The organism is Kitasatospora azatica KCTC 9699 (assembly GCF_000744785.1).
GTDB classification, from domain to species: Bacteria; Actinomycetota; Actinomycetes; order Streptomycetales; family Streptomycetaceae; genus Kitasatospora; species Kitasatospora azatica.
Genome location: NZ_JQMO01000003.1, coordinates 1 through 22499, shown reverse-complemented (window position 1 = coordinate 22499; position 22499 = coordinate 1). Strand labels below are relative to the sequence as shown.

General features: G+C 71.3%; 18 protein-coding genes and 1 pseudogene. 12 read left to right on the top strand and 7 right to left on the bottom strand.

The window, feature by feature from the left end; all coding sequences use genetic code 11:
- Window positions 1–23 precede the first annotated feature (23 nt).
- The 4 genes from BR98_RS11295 to BR98_RS11280 all read left to right on the top strand — a co-directional run bounded on the left by BR98_RS11295 (window position 24) and on the right by BR98_RS11280 (window position 5651).
- Window positions 24–1250: a macrolide family glycosyltransferase gene (locus tag BR98_RS11295; RefSeq protein ID WP_407639400.1), complete on the top strand. Its 1227-nt coding sequence runs from the start codon at window positions 24–26 to the stop codon at window positions 1248–1250.
- Window positions 1247–2860, top strand: a complete 1614-nt coding sequence (locus tag BR98_RS11290; protein WP_051969134.1) for an alpha/beta fold hydrolase — start codon at window positions 1247–1249, stop codon at window positions 2858–2860. Before BR98_RS11295 ends, BR98_RS11290 begins: the two co-directional genes overlap by 4 nt.
- A 302-nt stretch (window positions 2861–3162) precedes the next feature.
- Window positions 3163–4074 carry an SGNH/GDSL hydrolase family protein gene (locus BR98_RS11285; protein WP_051969135.1) on the top strand — a complete coding sequence of 304 codons (912 nt, stop codon included), beginning with the start codon at window positions 3163–3165 and terminating at the stop codon, window positions 4072–4074.
- Entirely contained in the window at window positions 4071–5651 is a 1581-nt protein-coding gene (locus BR98_RS11280; RefSeq protein ID WP_063774688.1) for an MFS transporter, read from the top strand. The genes BR98_RS11285 and BR98_RS11280 overlap by 4 nt, the downstream gene beginning before the upstream one ends.
- Before the next feature lie 450 nt (window positions 5652–6101).
- On the opposite strand, the gene BR98_RS11275 is transcribed toward BR98_RS11280, so the two are convergent.
- Window positions 6102–7658 carry an RICIN domain-containing protein gene (locus BR98_RS11275; RefSeq protein WP_051969662.1) on the bottom strand — a complete coding sequence of 519 codons (1557 nt, stop codon included), beginning with the start codon at window positions 7656–7658 and terminating at the stop codon, window positions 6102–6104.
- Window positions 7659–8323: 665 nt separating this feature from the next.
- A complete protein-coding gene (locus tag BR98_RS11270) occupies window positions 8324–8908 on the bottom strand; it encodes a dihydrofolate reductase family protein (protein WP_035851634.1) in 585 nt (194 codons plus the stop codon).
- A gap of 152 nt (window positions 8909–9060) precedes the next feature.
- Here BR98_RS11270 and BR98_RS11265 point away from each other — a divergent pair, with 152 nt between their 5' ends.
- Complete coding sequence (locus tag BR98_RS11265) at window positions 9061–10071, top strand: sigma-70 family RNA polymerase sigma factor (protein WP_035851632.1); 1011 nt, start codon at window positions 9061–9063, stop codon at window positions 10069–10071.
- A gap of 327 nt (window positions 10072–10398) precedes the next feature.
- Here BR98_RS11265 and BR98_RS11260 read toward each other — a convergent pair whose 3' ends face one another.
- Both BR98_RS11260 and BR98_RS11255 read right to left on the bottom strand, forming a co-directional pair.
- Window positions 10399–11136 (bottom strand): hypothetical protein, encoded by a 738-nt coding sequence (locus BR98_RS11260; protein ID WP_035844067.1) that lies wholly within the window; start codon window positions 11134–11136, stop codon window positions 10399–10401.
- 481 nt (window positions 11137–11617) lie between these two features.
- Complete coding sequence (locus BR98_RS11255) at window positions 11618–12751, bottom strand: MFS transporter (protein ID WP_232247365.1); 1134 nt, start codon at window positions 12749–12751, stop codon at window positions 11618–11620.
- On the opposite strand from BR98_RS11255, the gene BR98_RS41970 reads away from it, so the two are divergent.
- The gene (locus tag BR98_RS41970) at window positions 12750–12875 is read left to right on the top strand and encodes a hypothetical protein (RefSeq protein WP_267886058.1); all 126 of its coding nucleotides are present in this window, start codon (window positions 12750–12752) and stop codon (window positions 12873–12875) included. The two genes, BR98_RS11255 and BR98_RS41970, sit on opposite strands and share 2 nt — an antisense overlap.
- Window positions 12876–12978: 103 nt before the next feature.
- On the opposite strand, the gene BR98_RS11250 is transcribed toward BR98_RS41970, so the two are convergent.
- Window positions 12979–13668 (bottom strand): isochorismatase family protein, encoded by a 690-nt coding sequence (locus BR98_RS11250; RefSeq protein WP_051969661.1) that lies wholly within the window; start codon window positions 13666–13668, stop codon window positions 12979–12981.
- A gap of 187 nt (window positions 13669–13855) precedes the next feature.
- On the opposite strand from BR98_RS11250, the gene BR98_RS11245 reads away from it, so the two are divergent.
- Complete coding sequence (locus BR98_RS11245) at window positions 13856–14746, top strand: LysR family transcriptional regulator (RefSeq protein WP_035844065.1); 891 nt, start codon at window positions 13856–13858, stop codon at window positions 14744–14746.
- On the opposite strand, the gene BR98_RS11240 is transcribed toward BR98_RS11245, so the two are convergent.
- Window positions 14743–14988, bottom strand: coding sequence for a hypothetical protein (locus BR98_RS11240; protein ID WP_035844063.1), 246 nt, complete (start codon window positions 14986–14988; stop codon window positions 14743–14745). The genes BR98_RS11245 and BR98_RS11240 overlap by 4 nt on opposite strands.
- A 319-nt stretch (window positions 14989–15307) precedes the next feature.
- On the opposite strand from BR98_RS11240, the gene BR98_RS11235 reads away from it, so the two are divergent.
- The 3 genes and pseudogenes from BR98_RS11235 (at window position 15308) to BR98_RS11230 (ending at window position 17179) form a co-directional block, all read left to right on the top strand.
- Window positions 15308–16249, top strand: coding sequence for a hypothetical protein (locus tag BR98_RS11235; RefSeq protein ID WP_035844062.1), 942 nt, complete (start codon window positions 15308–15310; stop codon window positions 16247–16249).
- A 32-nt stretch (window positions 16250–16281) separates the two neighbouring features.
- Window positions 16282–16563, top strand: a pseudogene (locus tag BR98_RS41085) (helicase); the annotation flags it as partial.
- 268 nt (window positions 16564–16831) lie between these two features.
- Complete coding sequence (locus BR98_RS11230) at window positions 16832–17179, top strand: hypothetical protein (protein ID WP_035844060.1); 348 nt, start codon at window positions 16832–16834, stop codon at window positions 17177–17179.
- A 129-nt stretch (window positions 17180–17308) separates the two neighbouring features.
- Here BR98_RS11230 and BR98_RS11225 read toward each other — a convergent pair whose 3' ends face one another.
- On the bottom strand, window positions 17309–17764 hold the full coding sequence (locus BR98_RS11225; protein WP_035844059.1) for a VOC family protein: 456 nt from the start codon (window positions 17762–17764) through the stop codon (window positions 17309–17311).
- A gap of 1127 nt (window positions 17765–18891) precedes the next feature.
- Between BR98_RS11225 and BR98_RS11220 the strand changes: the two genes are divergently transcribed.
- Together BR98_RS11220 and BR98_RS36215 are read left to right on the top strand one after the other, a co-directional pair.
- Window positions 18892–19173 (top strand): HU family DNA-binding protein, encoded by a 282-nt coding sequence (locus BR98_RS11220; protein WP_035844058.1) that lies wholly within the window; start codon window positions 18892–18894, stop codon window positions 19171–19173.
- A 326-nt stretch (window positions 19174–19499) separates the two neighbouring features.
- Window positions 19500–21830, top strand: a complete 2331-nt coding sequence (locus BR98_RS36215) for a replication-relaxation family protein (RefSeq protein ID WP_051969660.1) — start codon at window positions 19500–19502, stop codon at window positions 21828–21830.
- Window positions 21831–22499 lie beyond the last annotated feature (669 nt).

The window sequence follows — 22499 nt, the reverse complement described above, 5'->3', positions numbered from 1 at the left end:
ATGGTCTATCCGATGGAGCCACCGTGACTGTTCTTCCCCACGCTCGTGCCGCTTTCCCGGCATCCCGGTCCGCCGTGGGAGGCAGGGGGCACGTCGCGGTGTTCAACGTCCCGCAGCACGGGCATGTGAACCCGACGCTTGCTGTGGTGGCGGAGCTCGTCGCACGGGGCTACCGCGTGAGTTATGCGGTCACGGAGGAGTTCGCGGCGCAGGTGAAGGCTGTCGGGGCGACCCCGGTGGTCTACCAGGACGCCGCTGCGGGCCAGGAGGCGCCGGAGGACCTGGCGGCGGGGGTCACCCAGGCCGTCATGCAGACCGTCGTCGCGCTTCCCGACCTGGCGGCGGCGTTCGCCGACGACCATCCCGAGATCGTGCTGTACGACATGTACGCGTGGGCCGGCCCGTTGCTGGCCGCGCGCTGGCGGGTGCCGGCCGTTCAGCTGGCGCCCACCCATCTGCCCTACGAGGGGATCGTCCAGGAGCTGCTCGGGGTGGCGGACATCGCGCAGATTCCGGGGTACGCGCAACTTGCCGCCGCACTGGCCTCCCACGGCGTCACCGCCTCGGTCCACGAACTCACGCTCGCGCCCCGCGAGGCGGTGGCGTTCTTCCCGCGCAGCTTCCAGCGACGTGCGGAGACCGTGGCTGCCGAGAAGGTCGCGTTCGTCGGTCCGGCGCTCGGAGACCGCTCGTACCAGGGGCATTGGCAGGCCCCGGCATCGGGTCTTCCGGTCCTGCTGGTCTCGCTCGGCTCGCAGTACACGCGCCGGCCGTCTTTCTACCGTGCGTGCGTGCAGGCGTTCGCGGAGCTGCCCTGGCACGTCGTCATGTCTGTCGGAGCGGGTGTCGATCCCCGGGAGATCGGGCCGGTTCCCGACAGCATCGAGATCCATTCCAGCGTGCCGCAGCTGAGCGTCCTCGCCCAGGCGAGCGCGTTCGTGACTCATGGCGGGATGGGAAGCACGATGGAGGCCCTGGCGTACGGCGTTCCGCTGGTCGCGGTGCCGCAGATGGCCGAGCAGCGGGCCAACGCCCACCAGATCGAGCAGCTGTCTCTGGGGATGCACCTGCCGCGGGAGCTGGCGACGCCACAGGCCCTGCGCGAGGCGGTCCTGCAGGTCGCCGCGGACTCGGACGTCGCGCGCGCTGTCGCCGCGATGCGCCGTCAGGTCCAGGAGGCCGGCGGCGCCGCCCGAGCCGCCGATGTGATCGAGCAGGCGCTGCGCCGTCAGCCCGCAGTGAACCGATGACAGGCAACCGCGTCGCGTCGGTCGGCCGGCGGGTGGCCCCGCGCGTGCTGCTGGCCTCGATGCTGGCGCTCTGCGGCGTCCTTGGGCCGGTCGCGGCGGCTGAAGCCGCCACTGCGTTCCCGGCCGTCGACAGCGCCGAGGCGAGTGGAGGGAGTACCTACAGCACCACTGTCCACGTCCCGGACGGCACCGCGCTCGCCGTGGACGTGTACCAGCCCGCCGGGCCCGGACCGCACCCGCTGCTCGTCATTCCCGGCGCCTGGTGGGCCATGCCGCTGGACACCATCATCGACCGTCACCGAGAGCTGGCGCGGGCCGGATACCTGGTGGTCGCCTACGACCCGCGCGGGCTGCGGCGCTCGGGTGGCGAGATCGACATGACCGGCCCCGCCGACGTCTCCGACGCCTCCGAGGTGATCAGCTGGGCGTTGGCGCACACCCGCGCCGACCCGGACCGGATCGGGATGCTCTCCTCCTCCTACGGCGCGGCGCTCAGCCTGAACGCGGCCGCCCACGACGCCCGCATCAAGGCGGTGGCTGCGCTGTGTCCGTGGACCGACCTCGCGGGTTCCTTCTATCCGGGCAACACCCCAGCCGGCACGATGGTGACGTTTCAGGAGGTCATCGGCCGGCTCAACGGCCGCTTGAGCCCGGCCACGCGCGATGCCATGGCCCGGATCCGCTCAGGAGAGGACATCGCGGCGGTCCGCGACTGGACCACGCAGCGCTCGCCGGCCTCCTTCGTACCGGAGCTGAACGCCCATCAGACCGCAGTGTTCATGGCAGGCGAATGGAGCGACCCGCTGGTCCCCGCGGGCCAGAGCGGCCACTTCCTGGACGCCCTGACCGGCCCCCGCCAACTGTGGATGAGTCCTGGCGGCCACGGTGACTCCAGCGCCCGCGAAGCGGACCTGCTCCAGCCCGAGGCCCGGGTGTGGGAGCACGCCACCGACTGGCTGGACCACTTCCTGCGCGGCCGGCCCAACGGCGCCCAGGCACTGGGGCCCGTCCTGATGCGCCCGCGCGACGACGACCGGCTGGAGAGCTACCCGACCTGGGCCGCCCTCGACCTCGCCCTCAGGGCGGTACAGCTCGAGCCTGCCCTCCCGGGCGCCGACTCCGTCCGCCTGGTCGCCGGCGCCGACTCGCCGGCCGACTCCGGTCTCTTCCCGGCTGCCGGTCGCCTCGACACCGTAGGCCTGCCGCCCACCACCGTGCTCCCGCTGCTTGTCCCGCCCCTGGCCGCCGTGTGGCAGAGCCGACCGCTCGACACTCCTTGGGCACTGCGTGGCTCACCGCGGCTGCACACCACTGTGACCGGCTCCGCCGACCACGGCACATTCGTCAGCTACCTGTACGACGTGGACCCTCTGGGAACGGCCCGGTTGCTGAGCCACACGCCCTACTCCTTCTACGGCCAACCCGCCGGGAGACCGCTGCCAGTGGACGTGGTTCTACCCGCCACCGCCTGGACCATCCGCCCCGGACACCGGCTCGCCCTCGTCATCGACACCGCGGACCACCGCTACGCCGACGAGAACCCGCTCGGAGCCACCCTCGACTTCGACACCTCCGGTACCCGTCTCACGGCCCCCGCCCGAACCGGCTGACACCGACCGCACGAGCGCCGATGCCCTCCGGCCAGCCCGCTCAGCCACGGGCCGCACACGTCCCGATCAGGCCGAACACGGTCCGACACGCAGGGACCGCGACCGTCTTACGGCCCGGTCCGACGGCTTGCGGACGACGCATGTCCGGCACCGCCGAAATTCGTCGGACCGATCCACCGCGCCAATCAGAGGAGACATCCATGCCCCCGTCCATGCCCCCGTCCCCGGCTTCCCGGCGTGCCCTGCGCGACCGCTTAGCGCGCAGGGCACGCCGCGCGGGCGCCCGCGCCGGGTTCCGGCTCGTGCTGCGCAACCCCCTGTGGGACGGCTCGGGCGTGCCCGACCCGCAGGGGCTGCGCGGCCCAACCCACGGAGAACCGCTTCGGCTGGCGGTGCTCGGCGACTCCTCCGCCGTCACGGTCGGGGTGACCCGGGTCGAGCAGACCGTCGCCGCCGTCCTGGCCGACGCACTGGCAGCGGGCCTGGACTGCCCGGTCGAGGTCCAGGTGGAAGCCCGGGCCGGCGCCACCACCGCCTCGATGAGCCGCCAGATTCGCACGGTGGCGGCGCAGGAGCCGGGAGTGGCGATCGTCCAGATCGGCGGCAACGACGTGTTTCTCCCGGTGAGCCTGCGCCGCACCGCGGCCCGGCTCGCCGGCCATGTCGAGCGCCTGCGGGCCGGCGGCTGGCAGGTGGTGGTCACCTCCTGCCCTGACGTATCAGCGGCGCGAGCGGTACGCCGCTGGGCCCGCCCGCTGGGCCGACGGAGGTCCAAGCGGCTCGCGAGTCTGCAGACCGCCGCCGCACTGCGGGCCGGGGCGGCGGTGGTGTCGCTGACAGCACCGGAGTTCCGCAGCCACCCGCGAGCGCTCTACTGCCCGGATGGCTTCCACCCCTCACCGGACGGCTACCGCCTCTATCAGAACCGCGCCCTGCCCGCGATCCTGACGGCAGGCCACGCCCACCGATACCGGACATCCTCTTCCCCCTGCCCCTCCGGCCCGCCGAGCGAGCCCGGCTACCTCGGCGACCACGCCTACGACCTGAGCGTGCCGGAGGCGATGCGAGAGATCCACCGCCGACCGGGAGCATCGTTCTTCCCGCGGACCAGCCCAACCGGCGAGCTTTCCGTCCGCTGCGTCCCCTGGCAGTCGGCCTCCCGACCCGCAGCACCGCCGGTTCATAACCCGGCCGCGCAGGCCGCCGTCCGGTGAGGGCAGTTCGAGGCGCGGCTTGCCAGGACGGCGCACGAAGCCCACGAACTGCCCGGTGGACCTGCATCATCACCGCGATCGCCGGATTCGTATGCGGCCTCGACCACCTCATCGTCACCGCTGCCCTGCCGGTCCTTCGCACCGACCTGCGACTCGATGCCCATGAGCTGGGCTGGCTGGTCAACGCCTTCACACTCACCCTGGCCGTGCTCCCGCTGCCGGCCGCGGTCCTCGGCGAGCGCTACGGTCGCCGGCGAGTCTTCACCGCCGGGCTGGCCTTGTTCACCGCCGGCTCGACTCTCGCGGCCCTGGCACCGGGGGTCAGGCCGCTGCTGGTGTCCCGTGTCGTGCAAGGCACGGGCGCGGCCCTGATTCAGCCGCTGAGCCTGACCCTGCTGACCGACGCCGTCTCAGAGCGACGGCGCGGGCTCGCCCTGGGCCTGTGGGGCGCGGTAATCGGGGTGGCCGTAGCGCTCGGCCCGCTGGTCGGTGGAGCGGTCATGGCGTGCGGGTCGTGGCGTGGGATCTTCTGGCTGAACGTCCCGATCGGCTGCGCGCTGCTGCCACTCGCCAGAGGGCGGCTGCGCGAGAGCCGGGGCACGCACGCCCGACTCGACCTGCTCGGGACCGCCCTGGCCGGCCTCGGCCTGCTCGGCATCCTCCTGGCGGTGACGGGAACCGGCCTGGGCGATGGCAACACCCCACTGCGCATCGCCGTCGCCACAGCCGGCACCGCCCTGCTGGGCTGCTTCCTCGCCTGGCAGCATCGCGCCCAAGCCCCGCTCCTGGATCCCGCCCTGCTACGCGACCGGTACTTCACCGCCCTCAACTCGGCCGGCTTCCTCCTGCACGCCGGAGTTTTCGGCGCGGTCTTCCTACTCGCCCAGTTCCTCCAGACCGTGCAGGGACAAACTCCGCTGCAGGCCGGGCTGCACATGCTGCCGTGGACAGCCATGCCACTGCTGGTGGCCCCGCTGGCCGGCCGATGGGCCGACCGCCACGCCAGGGCCCTGACAGCCACAGGACTGGGACTCAGCGCCCTCGGCCTGGCCTGGCTCGCCACGACCGCCGTACCCGACGTCGCCTACCCCACCCAGGTCCCAGGACTGCTCGCTGGCGGAATCGGCATGGCCCTCTTCTTCACCCCCTCCGCCCACCTACTGATGACCCGCGCAGGCCCGGCCCAGCAGGGCCCCGCAGCCGGCGTGAACAGCGCCCTACGGGAGACCGGAGGCGTCCTCGGAGTCGCCGTCGGCTCCACCGTGTTCTCCGTCTGCGGGAGTTACCGCAGCGGATCCGACTTCGTCGCCGGCCTGGTACCGACGCTATGGGGCGGGGCCGCGCTGCTCACCTTGGCCGCCTCGATCATGCTTCTCTGGACACGCCAGACCACTGCGCGCAGGTTCGAGGTTGCGCACGTCGACCGGCGCAGTGACGAGCGCCAGGAGGCCCTGGCTGCTACTGGTGACCGGTCTGTGTACAGCGTGAATGGACCGGCACGACCAGCTTCTGGCCGCCCGCGCGGCGCCGACCAGGTTCCGGCAGCCCGCCCCGGGGTGCGCCGCAGCTGCCTCTGACCGGCTGGGTCTTCGTAGATGTGGAGCCCCACCTGGCCGACCAACCCGGGCGTCCAGGAACCGCGCTGCGCGAGTGCCGCCGACGCGCTCGCCCTGCTGCGCGTGGCGCTCGGTCAGCGCCTGGCCCGGTAGGGCCGCCGTGCGCACCGCACCGCGCGGCCGTGCGCACCGCACCGCGCGGCCGTGCGCACCGCACCGCGCCGCCGTGCGCACCGCACCGCGCCGCCGTGCGCACCGCACCGCGCCGCCGCGCGCACCGCACCGCGCCGCCGCGCGCACCGCACCGCGCCGCCGCGCGCACCGCACCGCGCGGCCGCGCGCCTTTTCGTGCGTGATGGACGGGTCCAGCAGTGATCCAGCGCGCGGCGCGCCTGTGGACAGGCTCGTGTGCTGGTGGGTGGGGCGCTCCCGCGGCCGGGGGCTGCGGGAGCGCCGGCGCGCTGCGGGCTGTCAGGTGAGGGCGGCCCAGTTCTGGGTGTTGGCGTTGGCGGCCGGGTTGGCGGTGACGGCGGCGCCGAGGGTGACGGCGGCGCTGTCGAGGGAGTATCCGGTCGCCGGGTTGGTGATCGTCAGGGTGCCGCTGGCGTTCTGGGTGACCTGCCAGTCCTGGTAGGGGTTGGAGGAGTTGACGGCCCGTAGGGTGGCCTGGCCGCCGGCGGTGGTGGGCGCGGTCAGCACCAGGGCGTCCGGGCAGCCGTCGATGAGCTTCGCGGTGCCGTTCGGATACGCCCGCAGCGTCCACTGCTGCTTGGCGCGCGTGGGGTCGTAGGTGTTGAGGATGGCGGGGGAGCTGCCGGAGGTGCCGCACTGGTCGGCACGTTCCAGGGCCATCCCACCGCTGTTGGAGAGGGCGTGGGTCCGGCCGTCGCCCACGATGGTGGGGCCGTAGTTGATGGCGTGGGCGGCCAGGTAGGTGAGCGCGGTTGCGGTGGTGGCGAGCGGGGGGTTGGCCGTGGGCCGGTCGGTCTTGAAGTACTCGGCGAAGGTGGAGGGCGTCTGCGCGGCCATCACGTTGATGGTGCTGTTCCAGCCGTCGTCGAGGTTGTTCCACAGGTCGAGCAGTGAGCCGTCCACGTTGCCTTGGACCTGGTCCCCGGTGTTCCAGCCGGTGGTGTAGGTGAAGCTGTAGCTGCTGCCGTTGGGCCACACGTAGCGGTGGTCCCCGAGGAGGTAGGCGGCGGTGGAGTCGGCGAAGCCTTCCGCCCAGGCGCAGGTGCCGGAGCTGGCCAGGTTGATGTAGTGCGGGCTGCAGTTGGTGATGGCCGGCCACCGTCCGTTGTACAGGCGGTGCATGAGGAAGTGGCCGGACTCGTGGAGCACGGTGTGCTCGGAGTCGGGGTCGGCGGCGGACAGGTGGACGGTGCCCGCCAGGTCGTAGTACGGACCGTCGGCCGAGTTGGCGCTCCACTGGACGTTGAGCTCGGTGCAGGCGTTGCTGTTCGGCTCGTGGGTGGACCAGCAGTCGCTGGTGGGGTTGTTGCGGTACCACCACAGGAGGTTGACGGTATCGAAGGCGTGCCAGGCCCGCGCGGTGTCGGCGGACGGTTTGAGGGTGCCGACGGAGGTGCTGGCGGCGACGTTGGTCAGGGTCGGCGAGTCCAGGGTGTAGGGGGTGCCGGTGGTGTCGCTGACCTTCCACAGCTTGGTGCTCTCGGTGCGGGACCGCACCCAGATGCTGCTCATCGACGTGGTGGAGGTGGGCGTGTAGCAGAGGTTGAAGCCGCCGTCGTTGACGCCGGTGTACTGGTAGTCGGCGGTGAGCTGGTGCGGGGTGTCGGTGGACTTCTCCCTGCCCCACAGCTGGACGTTCGCGTTGCGGACCGGCTTGGTCATCGTGGGCTTGCCCGTGCCGGCTTCGGCCGACTGGTAGTCGTACTGGAGCTTGCCGCTCAGGCAGATGGGGGACGCCGCCGCGGCGCTGGACGCCGTCAGCGGAACGGCGGCGGCGGCGAGCAGGGCGGCGCCCAGGACGGCGAAGCCGCGCGGCAGGCGAATTCCGATGGCCACAAGTTTCCTCTCATAGGAACAAGCTGGCGTGGGAGGCCGAGGGCCACGGTTCAGCGGCGACCTGGCCGATCATCAGGATCAGTGCGAAGCGCCCGCCTGGGTAAGAGCGCCCGGAAGCACGTACACAAACCGGCGGTCCGGCGGAATCACTTTGGTTGCGAACTATTCGCCGCGAGCCCTGAGGCGCCGCCTGCGCGCCCTGTGCGGAACGCGACGAGTCGTCCTGCGCGGGCGGCTGCTCAGGGTGTGCGTTGGCCGGGGAAGGGGATCGCGTCACTGCTCCCCAATCTTCCCCAGGTCACGGCCGGCCAGGTCGTGGCTGCTGGGGAGCGACCTTCGCGGCGGCCCTTCACGCAACTGCGGCGAGAGCCTTGAAGACGGCCAGGTGTGTTGTTCGCTCCCCAGTTGGTTGAGGCGTCACTGAAGGATCGCCGTGGCGCTGGTGGCCGAGCGCCGCCCCGACCGGCCGGCCGGTCGGGGCGGTTGTGCATCTGCCGGCCACCGCCGTCGAGAAGGGCCGGGACCTGTCCTCGATGAGCAGCGTCCTGCCCGGCGCCGTCTACCGTCTGCTGCCGGCCCGACGGCGGGGCCAGCCGGTGGCCAGCTGGCGCAGATACCGGACCGAAGATCCGGCGCCGTCGATCGGCGGCGCCGGATCCGCGCACTCAGCCGCGTCCTGGGAGGAACTGGTAGGTCAGGGAGACGAGGCCGTCGCCGATGGTCTTGACGTCGACGAGGCACAGCGGCTTCTTGCCGGTGGTCTCGCCGAAGAACCGCTCTCCAGCCCCGAGTACCACCGGGAAGACGACGAGCCGCACCTCGTCGACGAGGTCGTGCTCGATCAGCGTGTGCCCGAGCTGATAGCTGGCGGGGATGACGATCTCGCCGTCCAACTCCTCCTTCAGCTTCGAGACCTCGGTCACGATGTCACCCTTGAGGATCGTCGTGTTGTTCCAGTCGGGCTCAGTGAGGGTCGACGACACGACGTACTTCGGCATGCTGTTCAACTTGTCCGCGAGCTGGCCGGTGCGGGGCCGCCAGCGCTCCCCGAAGTAGGCGTAGCTGCGGCGGCCCAACAGCCACGCCTCGGCGCCGAGCGCGTCGTCGAGGGCGACTCTGCTCCATGCCTCGAGTCCCTCGCCGTACTCGAGGAACCAGCCGCCGACCCTGAAGCCCTCCTTGCCGTCCGGATCCTGCACCACCCCGTCGAGCGACATGTTCTGCGGACCGCTCATCACGATCTTTCCCATCACGGTTCCCTTCATCTGTGGCGGCGTTGTCAGCCGCTACTCATGAAGGCGCCGGAGAGTCGCGAAACCGGGCGTCGACCGCCCGCCCAGTTCGGCCCCCGGCCAACGTCTGTACAGGATGGGACGAGATGTGGAGAGGGTGGCGTGTGGCGATGGCGGCGAATCTGATCGAGAAGGCGCAGGCCGGGGACGACGAGGCCTTCCGGGAACTGACCGAGCCGTACCTCCGAGAGCTGCAGGTGCACTGCTATCGGATGCTCGGCTCTTTCCAGGACGCCGAGGACGCCCTCCAGGCCACGTTGCTGGCTGCCTGGCAGGGCCTCGGCGGCTTCCAGGGACGTGCGTCCCTCCGGGTCTGGCTGTACCGGATCGCCACCAACCGGTGCCTCGACGCGCGCCGCGCCGCAGGTCGGCGCCTGGGTAGGGAGTGGGACGTGCCCGGGGTCGAGATGCCCGAACCGACCCGGCTCGGCGAGGTCGTGTGGCTGCAGCCGTTTCCTGATCTGCCGGAGGACGCGATCGCGACGACGCCTGGCCCCGAAAGTCGGTACGAGCAGACCGAGGCCGTCTCCCTGGCCTTCGTCACCGCGGTGCAGCTCCTGCCGCCGCGCCAGCTCGCCGTCCTGATCCTGCGCGACGTCCTCGGTTTCCGAGCGAGCGAGGTGTCCGAGATGCTCGACGCGACGGTTGAGTCGGTCAACAGCGCCCTCAAGCGGGCACGCGCGGCGCTTCACCGTCGACAGCCCCGGGACATCGCCGACGTCGCGCCGGCGCCGGCTGTCGGGTCGCGGGCCGAAGACGCGCTCGTGGCGAAGTTCGTCCGCGCTTGGGAGTGCGCCGATCTCGATGCCCTCGTCGCGCTGCTGACCGACGACGTCTTCATGGCGATGCCGCCGATGCCCTTCGAATACCAGGGCCGGGATGTCGTGGCTGGCTTCTGCGCCGCCCTCTTCGATGCGGGCCGCAGGTTCGATCTCGTTCCCACGCGAGCCAACGGCCAGCCGGCGTTCGGGGCCTACCTGCGCAACCCGACCGGTGTCAGTCACGGCGTCGGCCTCTACGTCCTCACGCTCTCAGGGGATCGGATCCGCACGATGACCCGTTTCGAGAACAGCGTGCTGCCATGGTTCGGGCTTCCACGGTCGCTCCCGAGCCGTTCCTAGTGTCCTGGGTCGGAGATTCGCTGGCTATCGGCGCGGCCGGTCCGCGTTGGACCGGGTCCTTGATGCGGGCTGCTCCGGTAGGGACCTCTTGGGGACCTCTCGGGGTTCGTGCCGAGGCGGAGCCGGAAGTCCTCGCGGTCGTCGCCCCGTACAGCGCGGCTCGGAGCTGGCGGGGGTGTTCGTGGTCGCGCGCCAGGCGCCGCCGCGCTGGTGCGTGAACTTCGAGCGGTCCTGCCTGCGCCGGCTGGCGGTGGGTGAGGCGGCGCGCGGGCCGTCTCCCCCGGTGGGGGAACGGCCCGCGGCTGGGGTGGTCGGTGGTGTCCGAGCTCAGCCCAGTTGCTGGGCGTTCAGGCTCGTGAGGTGTTCGTGGGCGGTGCTTTCCTTCGCGTGGAGGACCTGGATGTCGATGGCGAGGTCGGTGCCGGGGTCGATGGTGTGTCCGCCGCCCGCCGGGGAGCCGAGCAGGACGCTGCCCTCGGTGCCGTCCCGCAGGATCTGGCCCCAGAAGACATCGGTGAACCCCTTGTACAGGGAGGTCTCCTCGGGCAGGTCACCGAAGCCGAGCGCCCACTTCACGACGCGCGTCTGCGCGGCGCGCACCGTGATCCGGTAGGAGTAGATCCACTTCTGGGTTTCCCAGTCCTGCCACTTGCTCAGGAAGGACTGCTCGACGATCAGGTTCCCCAGGAAGGGAGCCGCCAGCGCCGACTGCGGCTGGTCGTTCCAGGAGCCGTTCGGGCTGTCGGCCATGGCGATCCGCGCCAGGTTCGCGATCGAGGACCTGCGGTCCACCGGCAGCGAATGCCCCCGCTGGTCGGCGGCCGAGAAGAGCGCGTTGTCCTCGTCGGTGCGGTTGACGACGCTGCTCACCCCGTCGCCGCTGTGGTCGAAGCCGTACACGGAGAAGTCGTTGACGTACGTGCCGACCGGGATGACCAGGATCTTGTCACCGACCCCCGGGGCCTGACCGATGTTGAAGTTGGTGGCGCGGTAGAGGCCGAAGCTTCCCTCGGGGCACGCCTCTTCTCCCTGTCCGTAGATCAGCTGCGCATTCTCGTTGCTCACCGTGTCCGCCTTCCTGTTGACGACTGATGGGCCCGGACAGGAGCGGATGGACCCTGCATCCGCTGAAGTACTTCGGGCCGTGGCGTTCGGGTGCCGGCCGGGTCGGCGCGTGGCGACCCGGGATAAGCTCACGGAAACCCGTCGATACTCTTAGTGACTGTATCATCACTATTCGTAGTCGAATGGCTTGGTTCGCGTCGCCACTGCGCTCCCGATTGGCCGGCGCCAACCGCTCAGTTGACGCAGAAGATCCGCCGCTCTGGCCAACCGGCAGGAGGCGGTCGCGGATCTGTCCGCGGACTGCTGGCGCTGCGGCTGCGACGGCCTGCGCAGCTGCCGGCCGCGCAACGGCCGGAGCGGGGTGCCACTGTGCGGCCCGGCGTCGTCGCCATGGTGCACCTTCCGGACCTGGGACGGGTTGGCCAAGCCGGCCGGGCACGGGGCCGCCGCCAGGTCTTCGACCCGGTGGCGGACGGTTCGCTCAGCCGGTGCCGCCGGGGCGGCGGGCGAGCACACCCGCCGTGGTGAGCAGGATGAGCAGGACACCGGTGAACCACGTCATCGCGGCGGTCACGGTGGTGTAGAGGGTGGCGATGCCGAGGCCGATCGCGGGCAGGGCGAGGCCCAGGTAGGAGATGAGGAAGAGCCCGGCGAGAGCTTCGCCGCGTTTGGCCGGCGTGGCCATGGCGACGACGGTGCCGACCGCGGACTTGAACAGCACTCCGGCGCCGATGCCGGCCACGATGCCGGCCGCCAGGAACACGGGGAGGCTGGCGGTGCGCGTGCCGACGGCGAGTGCGGCCACCCCGGCCGCCTGGGCGAACAGGCCGATGTTCCTGCGTATCTTGGCGTCGAGTCGGCCGGTGAGCGTCTGGGCCACCGCGGCGGCACCGAACACGGCGAACACGATCAGCCCGGCCAGTGCGCGGGACGGGTGGTGCAGGGTGTGGCTGACGAACCCGGGGGCCAGCGAAGTGAACAGGCCGAAGACCGCGAAGGACGCGAAGCCCGCGGCTGCGGCGGCCACGTATCCGGCCGGGTCGCCGTGGTCGGCGCTGACGCGCTGCGGGCGGTACGCCGGCCTGACGGGCTGCTTCTTGACTGTCTCGGGGGTGAGCGCGACCGCGGCGATGCTGATCAGCAGCAGGGCGCCGAAGACGAGGTAGGGCAGGCGCAGCGGCGCGTCGAGGTACTGGGCGAGGAGGCCGGCGACGAGCGGGCCGAAGCCGAGGCCGCCGATGTTGGCCGCGGTGGAGACGATCTCGAAGCGCTGCGACGAGGTGCCGGGGCGGTGCGCGCTGTGGAGTTCGTGCAGGTGCGCGGTGGCGGTCGCGGTGAGCATGCCGACACCGAGGCCGGTGACCAGCCTGGCGAGGAGGAGGACCGGCAGGGACGGTTCGGTGAGGAGCAGCGCGGCGGCGACCAGTTCCACCGTCAGCGCCGTGATCATGACCTTCCTTCGGCCGACCCAGTCCGAGACGTGCCCGGCCAGCAGCAGGCTGGTCAGTACACCGATGGCGTAGACGGCGAAGACGATCGTGACCGTGAACGTGGAGAACCCCTCCCGTGCCTGGTAGAGGGGGTACAGCGGCGTCGGGACGGTGGAGAACGCCATGGCCGTGACGAACGCCGAGGCGATCAACCAGAACCCGGCACCGTGCCTGCGGGACGAGTGCCGCTCGCCGACCCCCTCGCAGGGTGCCCGGAGAGCGGGCCGGGATGCGGACAACGACATGTGACTGCTCCGATTTCGTGAAGGTTGTCGGCCGGCGGCCGGGATCGACGCCAGCTGCGGGGGTCGGCCGCCCCGGGCCCGCCGGCCCGGGGGAGCAGCGACGGGATTCAGGCCAGCTGGCCGCGTGCCCGAGCCCACTTGACCTCGGCCCCGGTGGCCTCGCCGCCGGTGGCCTCCGCCTGGGCGCGGCCCACCGACTCCATGACGGCGGCGTAGCCCGGGCTGACACTCGCGTAGACGCCGCCCCAGTCGGCCCAGTCTTCGCGGGCCCAGGTCTTCTGCAGCTCGGCCGCTACGCCGAGGACGTCGACGACCTTGACGCCGGCCCGGCTCAAGCGCTCGATCGAGATCCGCTGAGCTTCGTCGGAGTAGGTGCCGGAGGCGTCGATGACGGCGTACACGTCGTATCCCTCGGCGAGGGCCGACAGCGCGGGCTCCACGACGCAGACGCTGGTCATGATGCCGGCGACGAGGAGCGTACGGCGGCCGGTCTGCTCGACGGCGCGGCGGAAGCCCTCCACGTCCCACGCGTTGATCTCGCCATGACGCTGGACGTACGTCGCCTTAGGCGCGTTCTCGAACACCTCCGGGATCAGCGGGCCGTTCGGGCCCTCGGGGACGGACGCGGTGGCGATCACCGGGGCGCCGGCCAGGGTGGCGGCCTTGGCCAGTACGGCCACGTTGTTGCGCAGCTCACGGACGTTGGTGTGGTTGACGATCTGCAGCAGACCGCTCTGGTGGTCCACCAGCAGTACCGCCGCGTCCGCGGGGTCGATGAGGCCGTTGTTGCTCGACATGGGTGTCTCCTTGGGGCAAGGGCGGGCGTCCGGCACCGGGCCGGATTCCCTCGTTCACCAGCAGCGCTTGCTGCCGATGACCTCTTCAACCCTGTGCCACCGTGGTCGCTTCCTAGGTCAGGGAGATGGTTCGAGATGACGGTAATCTCTATGAGAGATGGCCTGGGATCGGCTTACGGAGTGTGGGATGGATCTTCGGCAGATGGAGGTCGTCGTCGCGGTCGCCGAGGAGGGCGGCTTCAGCGCGGCGGCGCGGCGCCTGCACGTGGTGCAGTCCGCGGTGTCCACCACGGTGCGCGCCCTTGAGCGCGAGCTGGGCGCATCGCTGTTCCACCGCAGCACCCACCGGGTGTCCGTCACCCCGGCGGGCCAGGCGTTCCTCCCAGCCGCCCGTGCCACGCTACAGGCCGCCGAACAGGCCCGGGCCGCCGTTGACTTGGCCAAAGGAGAGCTCCGGGGGGAGATCACGATCGGCGTCATGCAGGGTCTCTACACGGGCCTCGCCGAGGCGCTGGCCGCCTTCCGTCACCAGCATCCGCAGGTGACGGTCAGGCTTCGCCAGGCATCGGCGGACGACCTCCTGCGGGCACTGCGCGACGGCACCACGGATGTGGCCGTCGTGGCGCTGGCCCGCCCGCAGCAGCGAGGACTGGCCGTAAGCGTGCTGAAGGAGGAGGAGATGGTCCTGATCGCGGCGCCGAGCCGCGCCGTGGAACCCGAGCGACCGGTCACCCTCGCCGAGGTGGCCGGCCTACCACTGGTGGAATTCCCCGTCGGCTGGGCGATCCGGCACTCGGTCGACCGTGCCTTTCGTACAGCCCTCGTCGACCGTGCCGCCACCTTCGAGGTCAACGACATTCTGAGCGCCACCGACCTGGTCCGCCAGGACTTGGGTGTGTGCATCATGCCGGAATCCCTGGCCGCCCGCTTTCCCGACCTGACGGCACGCCGGTTCGCCCAGAACGCACCGACCTGGAAGGTGATGGTGGTGCATCCCCGTGGGCAGGTGTCTCCGGCCGTCACCGCGCTGCAGCCCTCTCTGTCAGCCTTGGGTGAGACGTCCGCCTTGTCGGGTTAGTCCGAGAGGGGCCGAGTAGGAGTTCCACCCCTGGTGACCAGCACCAATCCGTCCGCACTCAGCCACGCGTTGACCGACCGCCCGTCGGCCACGTCGGCGGCACGGACGTCATCGGCTCCGGCGACCGCAGTGTCGCCGCCGCGAGCGTCGGCGAGCTCCACCAGCACCAGCACCAGCACCAGCACCGGCACGGCGCGCCCCGCGCGCCCGCCACCTGGCCGGGTCTGGTCGGCCGGATCCATCCGCGTGCCGGCTCCTTCCAGGACCGCGCCGAAGCGCGGCGCCTGGACGAGGCGCTGTCCGCCGACACCAACTCCTGCGCGGTCACCCACGCGATCCTGCACTGACCCGCGGCACCCGCACGGCACCGCTGCCGCCCGGCGCACCACCGGGCCCGCCACGCGCCGGGTGCCCGCGCCTTGTCACCACCGCCCTTGCAGCGCAGGGCAATTGACCCCTTCGCAGGCCGCGCACGGGGCACTATGGTGACTGCACGTCAGCTCCACAACCGGATCCCGGCCCGCCGCCGATCCGGCGTGCCGCGCAGACCGGGAGACGGCCATGGCACCCTCCGACCACCCCCACGGCTCCGCCGAGTGGTACGTCGCGTACCTGGCCGAGGTGCGGGCCCAGGAGATGATCGACCGGCAGGCCGGGCACCAGGTGCTGGTCGTCACCGACTACGGCTTCGGCACCCGCACCGAGTCAGTCGAGAACCGCCCGGGGCTGTCCAGCGAGCAGAGCGACCAGTTCCAGGCACTGCGCTGGTCCGCCTGGCACGCCAGGGTCGACTACGGCCTCGAACACGGCGAGTTCACCCTCCCTGCGGCCACCGCCTGGGAGCGCGCCCTCTACGGCACGGCCACCTCGCCCTTCAACTCCCGGGCCCCGCTGCACGCCGCGGCCGTCTGGCTGTCGGCGGCCGTGATCGGCCTGGTCACCTGGGGGATCGCCAACCAGGCAGTTGCCATCTTCGCCACCCTGGTCACCGTGCTGCTGGCCGCCGTGGTGCTGCGCAAGCAGCGGCTGACGGGGCTGGCCACCCTCGCCCTGGCCACCAGCGCCGGCTACGTCTTCGGCCCGCACCGCCTGGTCGTCCACCCGGGCAGCCACCTCGGCGGCTTCGTCGAGATCTCGGCCGCCGACTACCGGTCGCACTGGATCGGCGCCTGCCTCTTCCTCGCACTGGCGCTGACCGTGCTGTGCCTGGGTGCGCTGGTGGTGGACAAGAGGCGGATGCTGCCCCCGCGGCGGACCGCCAAGTGGGTCACCGTCACGGTAGTCAGCGCGCTGCTCAGCGCCCTGGCCCTCTTCGTGGTCGGCCCGCTCGCCGTCCTCGTCTTTCTGGTCAGCTGGCCGGTCCTGTACGGTCTGGCCACGGCCGGCACGATCGCCGCCGTGGGCCTGTTCGAGAGCGTCACCGCCCGGCCGCCGGTGGTAGCCCGCGAGAAGGCGTACCTGTACCGACTGCGCCACACGATCGACTACCAGGCGCAGGCCTGACGCGGCGTGGGCGCACCGCTCACTCCCGCCCCGTGGAGGCGCGGGCCTTCGCCGAGGGCCTGCCCGCGGTCGCGGCCCAGCCGCACGCGGCCGACCCGGACCTGTGCCCGGCGGAGCCGTGGAGCAACCGGCTCAAGGGCGAGCACGGTGGCGAGCGACGTCAGCGGGTGCCGGGCGAGTTCGGCCGCCAGACGCAGCGGGCTGTGCTTTCGAACTGTCGGGTCCTGGGCGACTGTGTCGACATCCGGAGCGTGGACAGCGTGGCCCTACTGGATCCGAAGGGCGCGCCGCACGACATCGTGCAGGCGATCGGGCGGGCGCTTCGGCGCCCCCAGTCGCTGTTCGCCGCGACCTCTCACCTTGGCCCTCAACGACACCAGCGCCGACGGCGCCACCGCCACCACCGGCACCAGCAATCTGACCGGGCAGTCCGGCGCCACCTGGATCACCAACGACCAGCCCCGCTAAACTCCCCGCCACTAGGCTCTTGACCAGGGCAAATGGAGAAGTCTCACTGGAGTACCAGCCGAGCCCGGAGTGTGATGCGTCGAAGGGAGCGTCGAGGACGGCGAGCAGCTGGGGGTGGACCAGTGGTCCGGGAAGGCGCGGATGGGTGGCCAGGATTCCCGAGTCGAGCAGGCGGGCGAGGGCCGGTGCCGGGTCGTGCGCGATCCGCTCGCGCAGCCACGGCGCCGACACCGCCGGGCTGGACCGGAACTGGGTCAGCACCGCGACGGCGGCCGGATCGTCCCCGACCCGCTCGATCGCCGCGTCGAGCAGCCGCCGATGGGTGGCGATGGTCGCGGTGCGGTGCCGCGCGGTCTCGGTGACCGCGCGCGCGAAGACGGCGCCCCACTGCGCCAGGTCGACTTCGGCTGCCGCGACCACGGCCTCGTCGTGCTCCTCGCGCACCGACTGCACGGCCAGTAGGCCCGCGGCGGCCCGGTTCTCCGCGGCGACGGAGATCTGCTCGGCGAGTTGCTCTCCGTCCGCTACGAGGCGACTGTGCTGGTCGCAGCCGTGAACGAGTGGTTGTGACCAGCACAGTCGCAACGGCCCTCAGACGATGTCGAATTCGTTGCCCTCGGGGTCCTGCATGGCGGCGGCGTAGAACCCCATGTCCGGCTCATCCTTGATCCGCAGCACGGTGGCACCAGCTTTGACCAGCCGTTCCACCGTAGCCTTGACCCGCTGCGTGCGGACGTCCAGTAGAACGTCACGGCCCCCACCGACCTTCAAATCGAAGTGCCACCGGTTCTTGGCGGCCTTCGGCTCCGGAACCTGCTGGAACCACACCCTCGGTCCACGTCCCGCGGGATCGATGATCGACTCCGGAATATCCCCGGCTCCGGCTGGCAACTCTGCCTCGGGCACCCCCATCGCCGCCCAGTAAGCACGCCATGTGGCGTGCCCGCCCGGCGGAGGCTCAGGCACGTAGCCCAGGGCCTCGGCCCAGAAAGTCACCATTCTCTGCGGATCGGAGCAGTCGATCGTCAGCTGCAGCGTCATCTCCATGCTCGGAGAATCCCAGACAGGTCTGACAGACGATCCACTCTCGCAACAGGCTCTAGGCGCACGGGCCGGGGTGCCGCACCGGTCCGGCGCTGGCCAGCGTTGCAGCCACCCACCAGCACGGCTGCCAGTGACATCCTGACGTGCCTTCATTACTCGGATACTGCGCTGCGAAGATCCACATCGGACACCGGATAACTGACGAGGAGGCGTCCGTCCTGCAGGTCGTCGCGGCGCGTCTCTCGTAGCTGGCGCGTTCAGTCGCGGACCGGCTTCAGCAGGGTGAGCAGACTGGAGTCGACCAACCTGCTATTGCGGGTGGCTCGAGCCGTCCACCGCGGGAACGAGAGACAGCCGCCGGTCTCGCCTGAGTCCGGCGGGCGCGTGCTTAATCAGGGTGCTGACATCTGGGGCACAGCTCGTGGCGGCCCTCGGGTGTGATCACGGTGCCCCAGCTGCGGCATTCTTCGCAGCCGCGGGCCCAGTCGATGTTCGCGCGGACGGTAGGAGCGTAGGGGTGGGCTCCATGAGTCATGGGTGATTTTCCTCTGTAGAGCGCTATCACTTACGCCCAGTTTGTCATGGTTCGTATAGATATGCGGCATGGGTCGCTGGCGCTCGTGCTCTGCTCGGGCGGCAAGAGACAGGTCCACGGCCAGCGCACCGGCGCCGAGCGCGTGTCGGTCCAGCGGGTCCGCCAGGCCGACCGCCAGGGCCAGGCGCGGCAGGACCTCCGCCCTCGGGTGCCGCTCGCCGGACAGATGGAAGCTGACCGCCGCGATCGCTGGTGCCGGCGGCCCGAGCGATCGCGGCGAGGGTCGGCCGCGCACATACCGCACCGAGCTGTGCCCGTCACCGCAGATGCTCGTTGAGCTGAGGGAGCGTTCTAACCGGGACGCGACGCCAACGCCTGCTCCTCAGAGGCCGGCATCACGCCCGCATGCTCGGTCCACGGCGTTGCCGGCCTGGGCGGCAGAACTCACGAGCTGGCCGCCCAGGCGACCACGCGCGAGAACCAGCCATACAGCGGAGCTCTCGCCCGGCGCGTCGCCAAGGGCCGACGACTGCCGCGTCGGTGCGGTCTGGCACGATGCGGTGATCAGTACGTCCCTTGATCGAAAGTGCGCGCAATGAACCGCAGTGAACTGGTGACCGCCATCGCCGACCGCGCCCAGGTGACGCGCAAGGACGCCGACGGCGTGCTGGCCGCCTTCGCCGACATCGCCGGCGAGATCGTCATGAAGGGCGACGAGAAGCTGACCATCCCCGGCTTCCTGACGTTCGAACGCACCCACCGTGCCGCCCGGGCCGCACGCAACCCGCAGACCGGCGAGCCGATCGAGATCCCGGCCGGCTACGCCGCGAAGGTCAGCGCGGGTTCGAAGCTCAAGGACGCCGCGAAGGCCAACTGAGCCAACCGTGCAGCGGACCCGCGCGTCGGTGCTTGTGTAGTGACCGCGAGGCCCGGGTCGTCCTCGGCGTCGGACCGCCATGCGGAGTCGATCCCCGCGGCGTCCGTGGCGAACATCCGGGCTGCCCGTGATACGGGGCGGTAAGTGACCGGCAGCGGCAGCGGCGTGCGGGCGGCCACACGGGGCAGGTACGGAAGCCGGGCAAGAACCGGGGTCCCGGTGGCGGCGAGATAGTCGTACACGGCCCGGGTGAGGGAGCGTGATACAGACTCCGGCGTCCGGTCGGGATCGTTCACGATGGCGAGTCCGGCCAAGGGCAGCGCGTCGTGGGGGCACCGGCACTCCTGGCGCTGCAGACCGCGGTGCTGCGCGCGGTCGCCGACCTCCGCCTGCGCCGCGTGATCACCTTCCACTCCCGGGTGTCCGCGGCGCGGGAGCTCGCGAGCACCCTGCTGGAGGCCTCCCAGCTGCTGCCGGATGCGGAGCGCCCGGAGCGGATCCGGGCGAAGGCGGAGGCCGGCACCGACCGCCTCAAGGACCGCCGCGCCGCGTTCGCCGAGTTCAAGGCCCACACCGGCGAGTGGCGGCTGGATGGCACGGCCGGTCTGGAGGCGGCCGGGCACGTCCTCCGGCTGCCCCGCGCCGAGATGGGTGGAACGGCCCGGGGCGCCGGCACCTCGGGCGCCCCGCACGCGACGGCCGTCAACGAGACCCTGGTGGCGTTCGTGCGCGGCGGCACCGCGCCCGGGTCGGCGGGCGGGATCGGCCTGGTCACGTCCTGGGCGACCGAGGTGGAGTTCACGCTGCCCGGCGGCAGGCGCAAGGTGCGCCCGGACGCGGTGCTCCAGGCCCCGGAGGTCGGGGTGCCGGTGCTGATGGTGGAGGTCGACCGCTCCACCATGGCCCCGGCCCGGGTCGCCGCGAAGCTCACCGCCTATCGCGAGCTGTTCCGCGTCAAGGTCCGCGACAACGACCCGGCCCGCTTTGGCGAGGAACCCGCCGACCGGACGGTGCACTGGTGGCGCAGCGCCTACCCCGGCCACTCCCACGCCGGGTACCCGCCGGTCGCCCTGGTCGTCACCGACGCCGGACCGCTCGCCCTGGCCAACCGGCAGGAGGCGGTGTCTGGCCTGTCGGCGGAGTGCTGGCGCGGGCAGCGGTACACGGTGCACCGGGACGACAACGACGGGGACGGCTGGCGCGAGTACGACGACGCCGTGCCCATCGTCGCCACCACCCTGGAACTCCTCGCCGAGCACGGCCCGCTCGGCCCCATCTGGTGGCGCTACGGCCGCCCCGGCCGGCACTTCCTGACCGACGCGCTGGACAACCCGGACAACCGCACCGCCTACGACCAGCGCCAGGCCGCCCGGGAGAAGAAGGCCCGCCGGGCCCACCGGGAGCTGATGCAGACCCTGGCCTGCGCCGACTGCGGCCAGGCCCCCAAGCAGGAGAGCACCTACGAGTACGGGCTCCACGGCCAGCGGACCCGCCGCCCCGGCGGCCGCTGCTACCCCTGCCACCAGGAACGCGAGGAACGGCTGGAACGGGAGGCTGAAGAGCAGTTGGAGGCCGCCCGCACGGCGAACGCCGCGCTGCGCCCGTGCTGGAGGTGCCGAGGCTCGATCGGCGGGGAGGAGGGCTCGAAGCTGGAGCTGCGAGAGAAGGCCGACCTGGACCGGCTGGGGTGCCCGGGTTGTGAACAGGACCATGTAGTAATGGATTTGGGCCTGTTGGTGCTGTCGGTCCCGACGAAGCGGGGGCTGGTGTCGGCTCCGGACGATCCGTGGGTGGGAGGTCCGGGTGTTGCACGCGGGGCTTTACCCGGCGAAAGCGCAGGTGTGACCTGTTGGCGATATGTGGCACGGGACGGCCTTGATCGTCATATTGTCTGGACCTGTTGTCCGGGTGGTTCGGGTGGCTGGCAGGGCCGCACTCGCTTCACTGGCGGTTACTGTGTGTGTTGTCTGAGGGTCGGGGGGCGGGGGCGGCTCGTGACCGCCCTTCACCCTCCGGTGGGGGCATGGATTTCCTTCCTGACTGCGCACGGGGGCAATATTGGGAATTGGGTGCGGTATTTCGGGCCTGCTATTTCTGGGGGAGGGCGCGGGGAGGTGTGTTCGAGTCCGGTGCCCGGGTGCTGGGGGCTGCCCGGTCCGTGGCCCCGCTCGCTCCCGGGTGCTGCGGCTCGGCGTCGGCCTCTGTCTGGCGGGTGGCCAGGTCCGCGTTCTGCTCACGCCGTTGCTGCGGTTCGGGCGTCGGGCTCGCTCGGGGCTCGCCCACCCGCTGCGCCGCTGCCCCGGGTCGGGTCGGCTCTCGTGCTGGGTGGCCGTCAGGCGGCCTTGGAGGCGTCCAGGCTGCGCCTCCGCCTGGTGCCGGGGCGGTCTGGTGACCGGTGGGGCCTGCCGTGTGTTCGGGTGGTGGCCTTCGGCGGTGACCGGCCACCGGCTGCTGTGCGTTCTGCCGGGCTCGCTCCGTCCAGGTCTCTGCCCGCGCCGCCGTCTGGGCTTGCGCCGCTGTTCCCGCCCGCCTCGCTGGGGCCGCCCGCCCAGTGGTGGGTGGCCGTCAGGCCGCCCCGGAGGGCGTTCCCGGGGTGGCTGGGGGTGGTTCGGGGGTTGGCTGTGTGTTGTCGGGTTGGGGTGTCGTGTGTGGTGTGACGTGGGCGGTTACCCCTCAATCCCTGTGTGTGGTGTGGGCGTGATGGCATCCGTGACAGCCGCGGGGCGGGGTTGCTGTCCGGGGTGGTGGGCGCTGATCGGCCGTCAGGCCGGCCTCCAGCTTCCCGGCCACTGTCCGGCTCCGGGTGCTGTGCCCGTCTGGGGTTAGTTGCGTGGGTGGGCAAGAGGGTGTTGTGGGTTGATCAGGTGTTATGTAGCCCTGGGCGGGGGCCGGGGGGCGTGTTGCACCGCTGTCGTTCGGTCCGCCGGCCTCGTGCTCGCTGCTGTGCCCCGTCGTCCGCTCATCGCTGCTGTGCCCTGTTCCGGGGCTTTGGTCGGTGGTGGGGTTAATGGAAGGTGTGGCGGTGGATGGCGAGCAGGTGGGTTACGAGGAGAAGGAAGAGTCCGATGGTGATGGCGCTGGCCGTGCCCAGTAGAGCCCGCAGGGCAATGGTCCTGAGCTTGGGGCGGAGCTGAGGGTCTGGGGTGCTTGCGGGGCCGGGCATGTCGGTTCTCGGGTTGTGGTCGGCTGGGGCTGGGTGAGTACTTCTGGAGGGTAGGGCCCGCGCCTGGTCGCGGTCCCGCCGTGTCCTCGGCCGCTCGGTGCTGGGGGTGGTGTTCGGTTTGGCGTTGTCGCCCTGGTGATTGCTCCGGGGGCGTCTCGCGGGA

Excerpts from the sequence above, each read along its gene's own strand:
- BR98_RS11290 (WP_051969134.1), top strand. The coding sequence starts at position 1,247 with ATGACAGGCAACCGCGTCGCGTCGGTCGGCCGGCGGGTGGCCCCGCGC.
- BR98_RS11270 (WP_035851634.1), bottom strand. The coding sequence starts at position 8,908 with ATGGGAAAGATCGTGATGAGCGGTCCGCAGAACATGTCGCTCGACGGG.
- BR98_RS11265 (WP_035851632.1), top strand. The coding sequence starts at position 9,061 with ATGGCGGCGAATCTGATCGAGAAGGCGCAGGCCGGGGACGACGAGGCC.
- BR98_RS41970 (WP_267886058.1), top strand. The coding sequence starts at position 12,750 with ATGGCCGTGACGAACGCCGAGGCGATCAACCAGAACCCGGCACCGTGC.
- BR98_RS11255 (WP_232247365.1), bottom strand. The coding sequence starts at position 12,751 with ATGGCGTTCTCCACCGTCCCGACGCCGCTGTACCCCCTCTACCAGGCA.
- BR98_RS11250 (WP_051969661.1), bottom strand. The coding sequence starts at position 13,668 with ATGTCGAGCAACAACGGCCTCATCGACCCCGCGGACGCGGCGGTACTG.
- BR98_RS11245 (WP_035844065.1), top strand. The coding sequence starts at position 13,856 with ATGGATCTTCGGCAGATGGAGGTCGTCGTCGCGGTCGCCGAGGAGGGC.
- BR98_RS11240 (WP_035844063.1), bottom strand. The coding sequence starts at position 14,988 with ATGGATCCGGCCGACCAGACCCGGCCAGGTGGCGGGCGCGCGGGGCGC.
- BR98_RS11235 (WP_035844062.1), top strand. The coding sequence starts at position 15,308 with ATGGCACCCTCCGACCACCCCCACGGCTCCGCCGAGTGGTACGTCGCG.
- BR98_RS11225 (WP_035844059.1), bottom strand. The coding sequence starts at position 17,764 with ATGGAGATGACGCTGCAGCTGACGATCGACTGCTCCGATCCGCAGAGA.
- BR98_RS11220 (WP_035844058.1), top strand. The coding sequence starts at position 18,892 with ATGAACCGCAGTGAACTGGTGACCGCCATCGCCGACCGCGCCCAGGTG.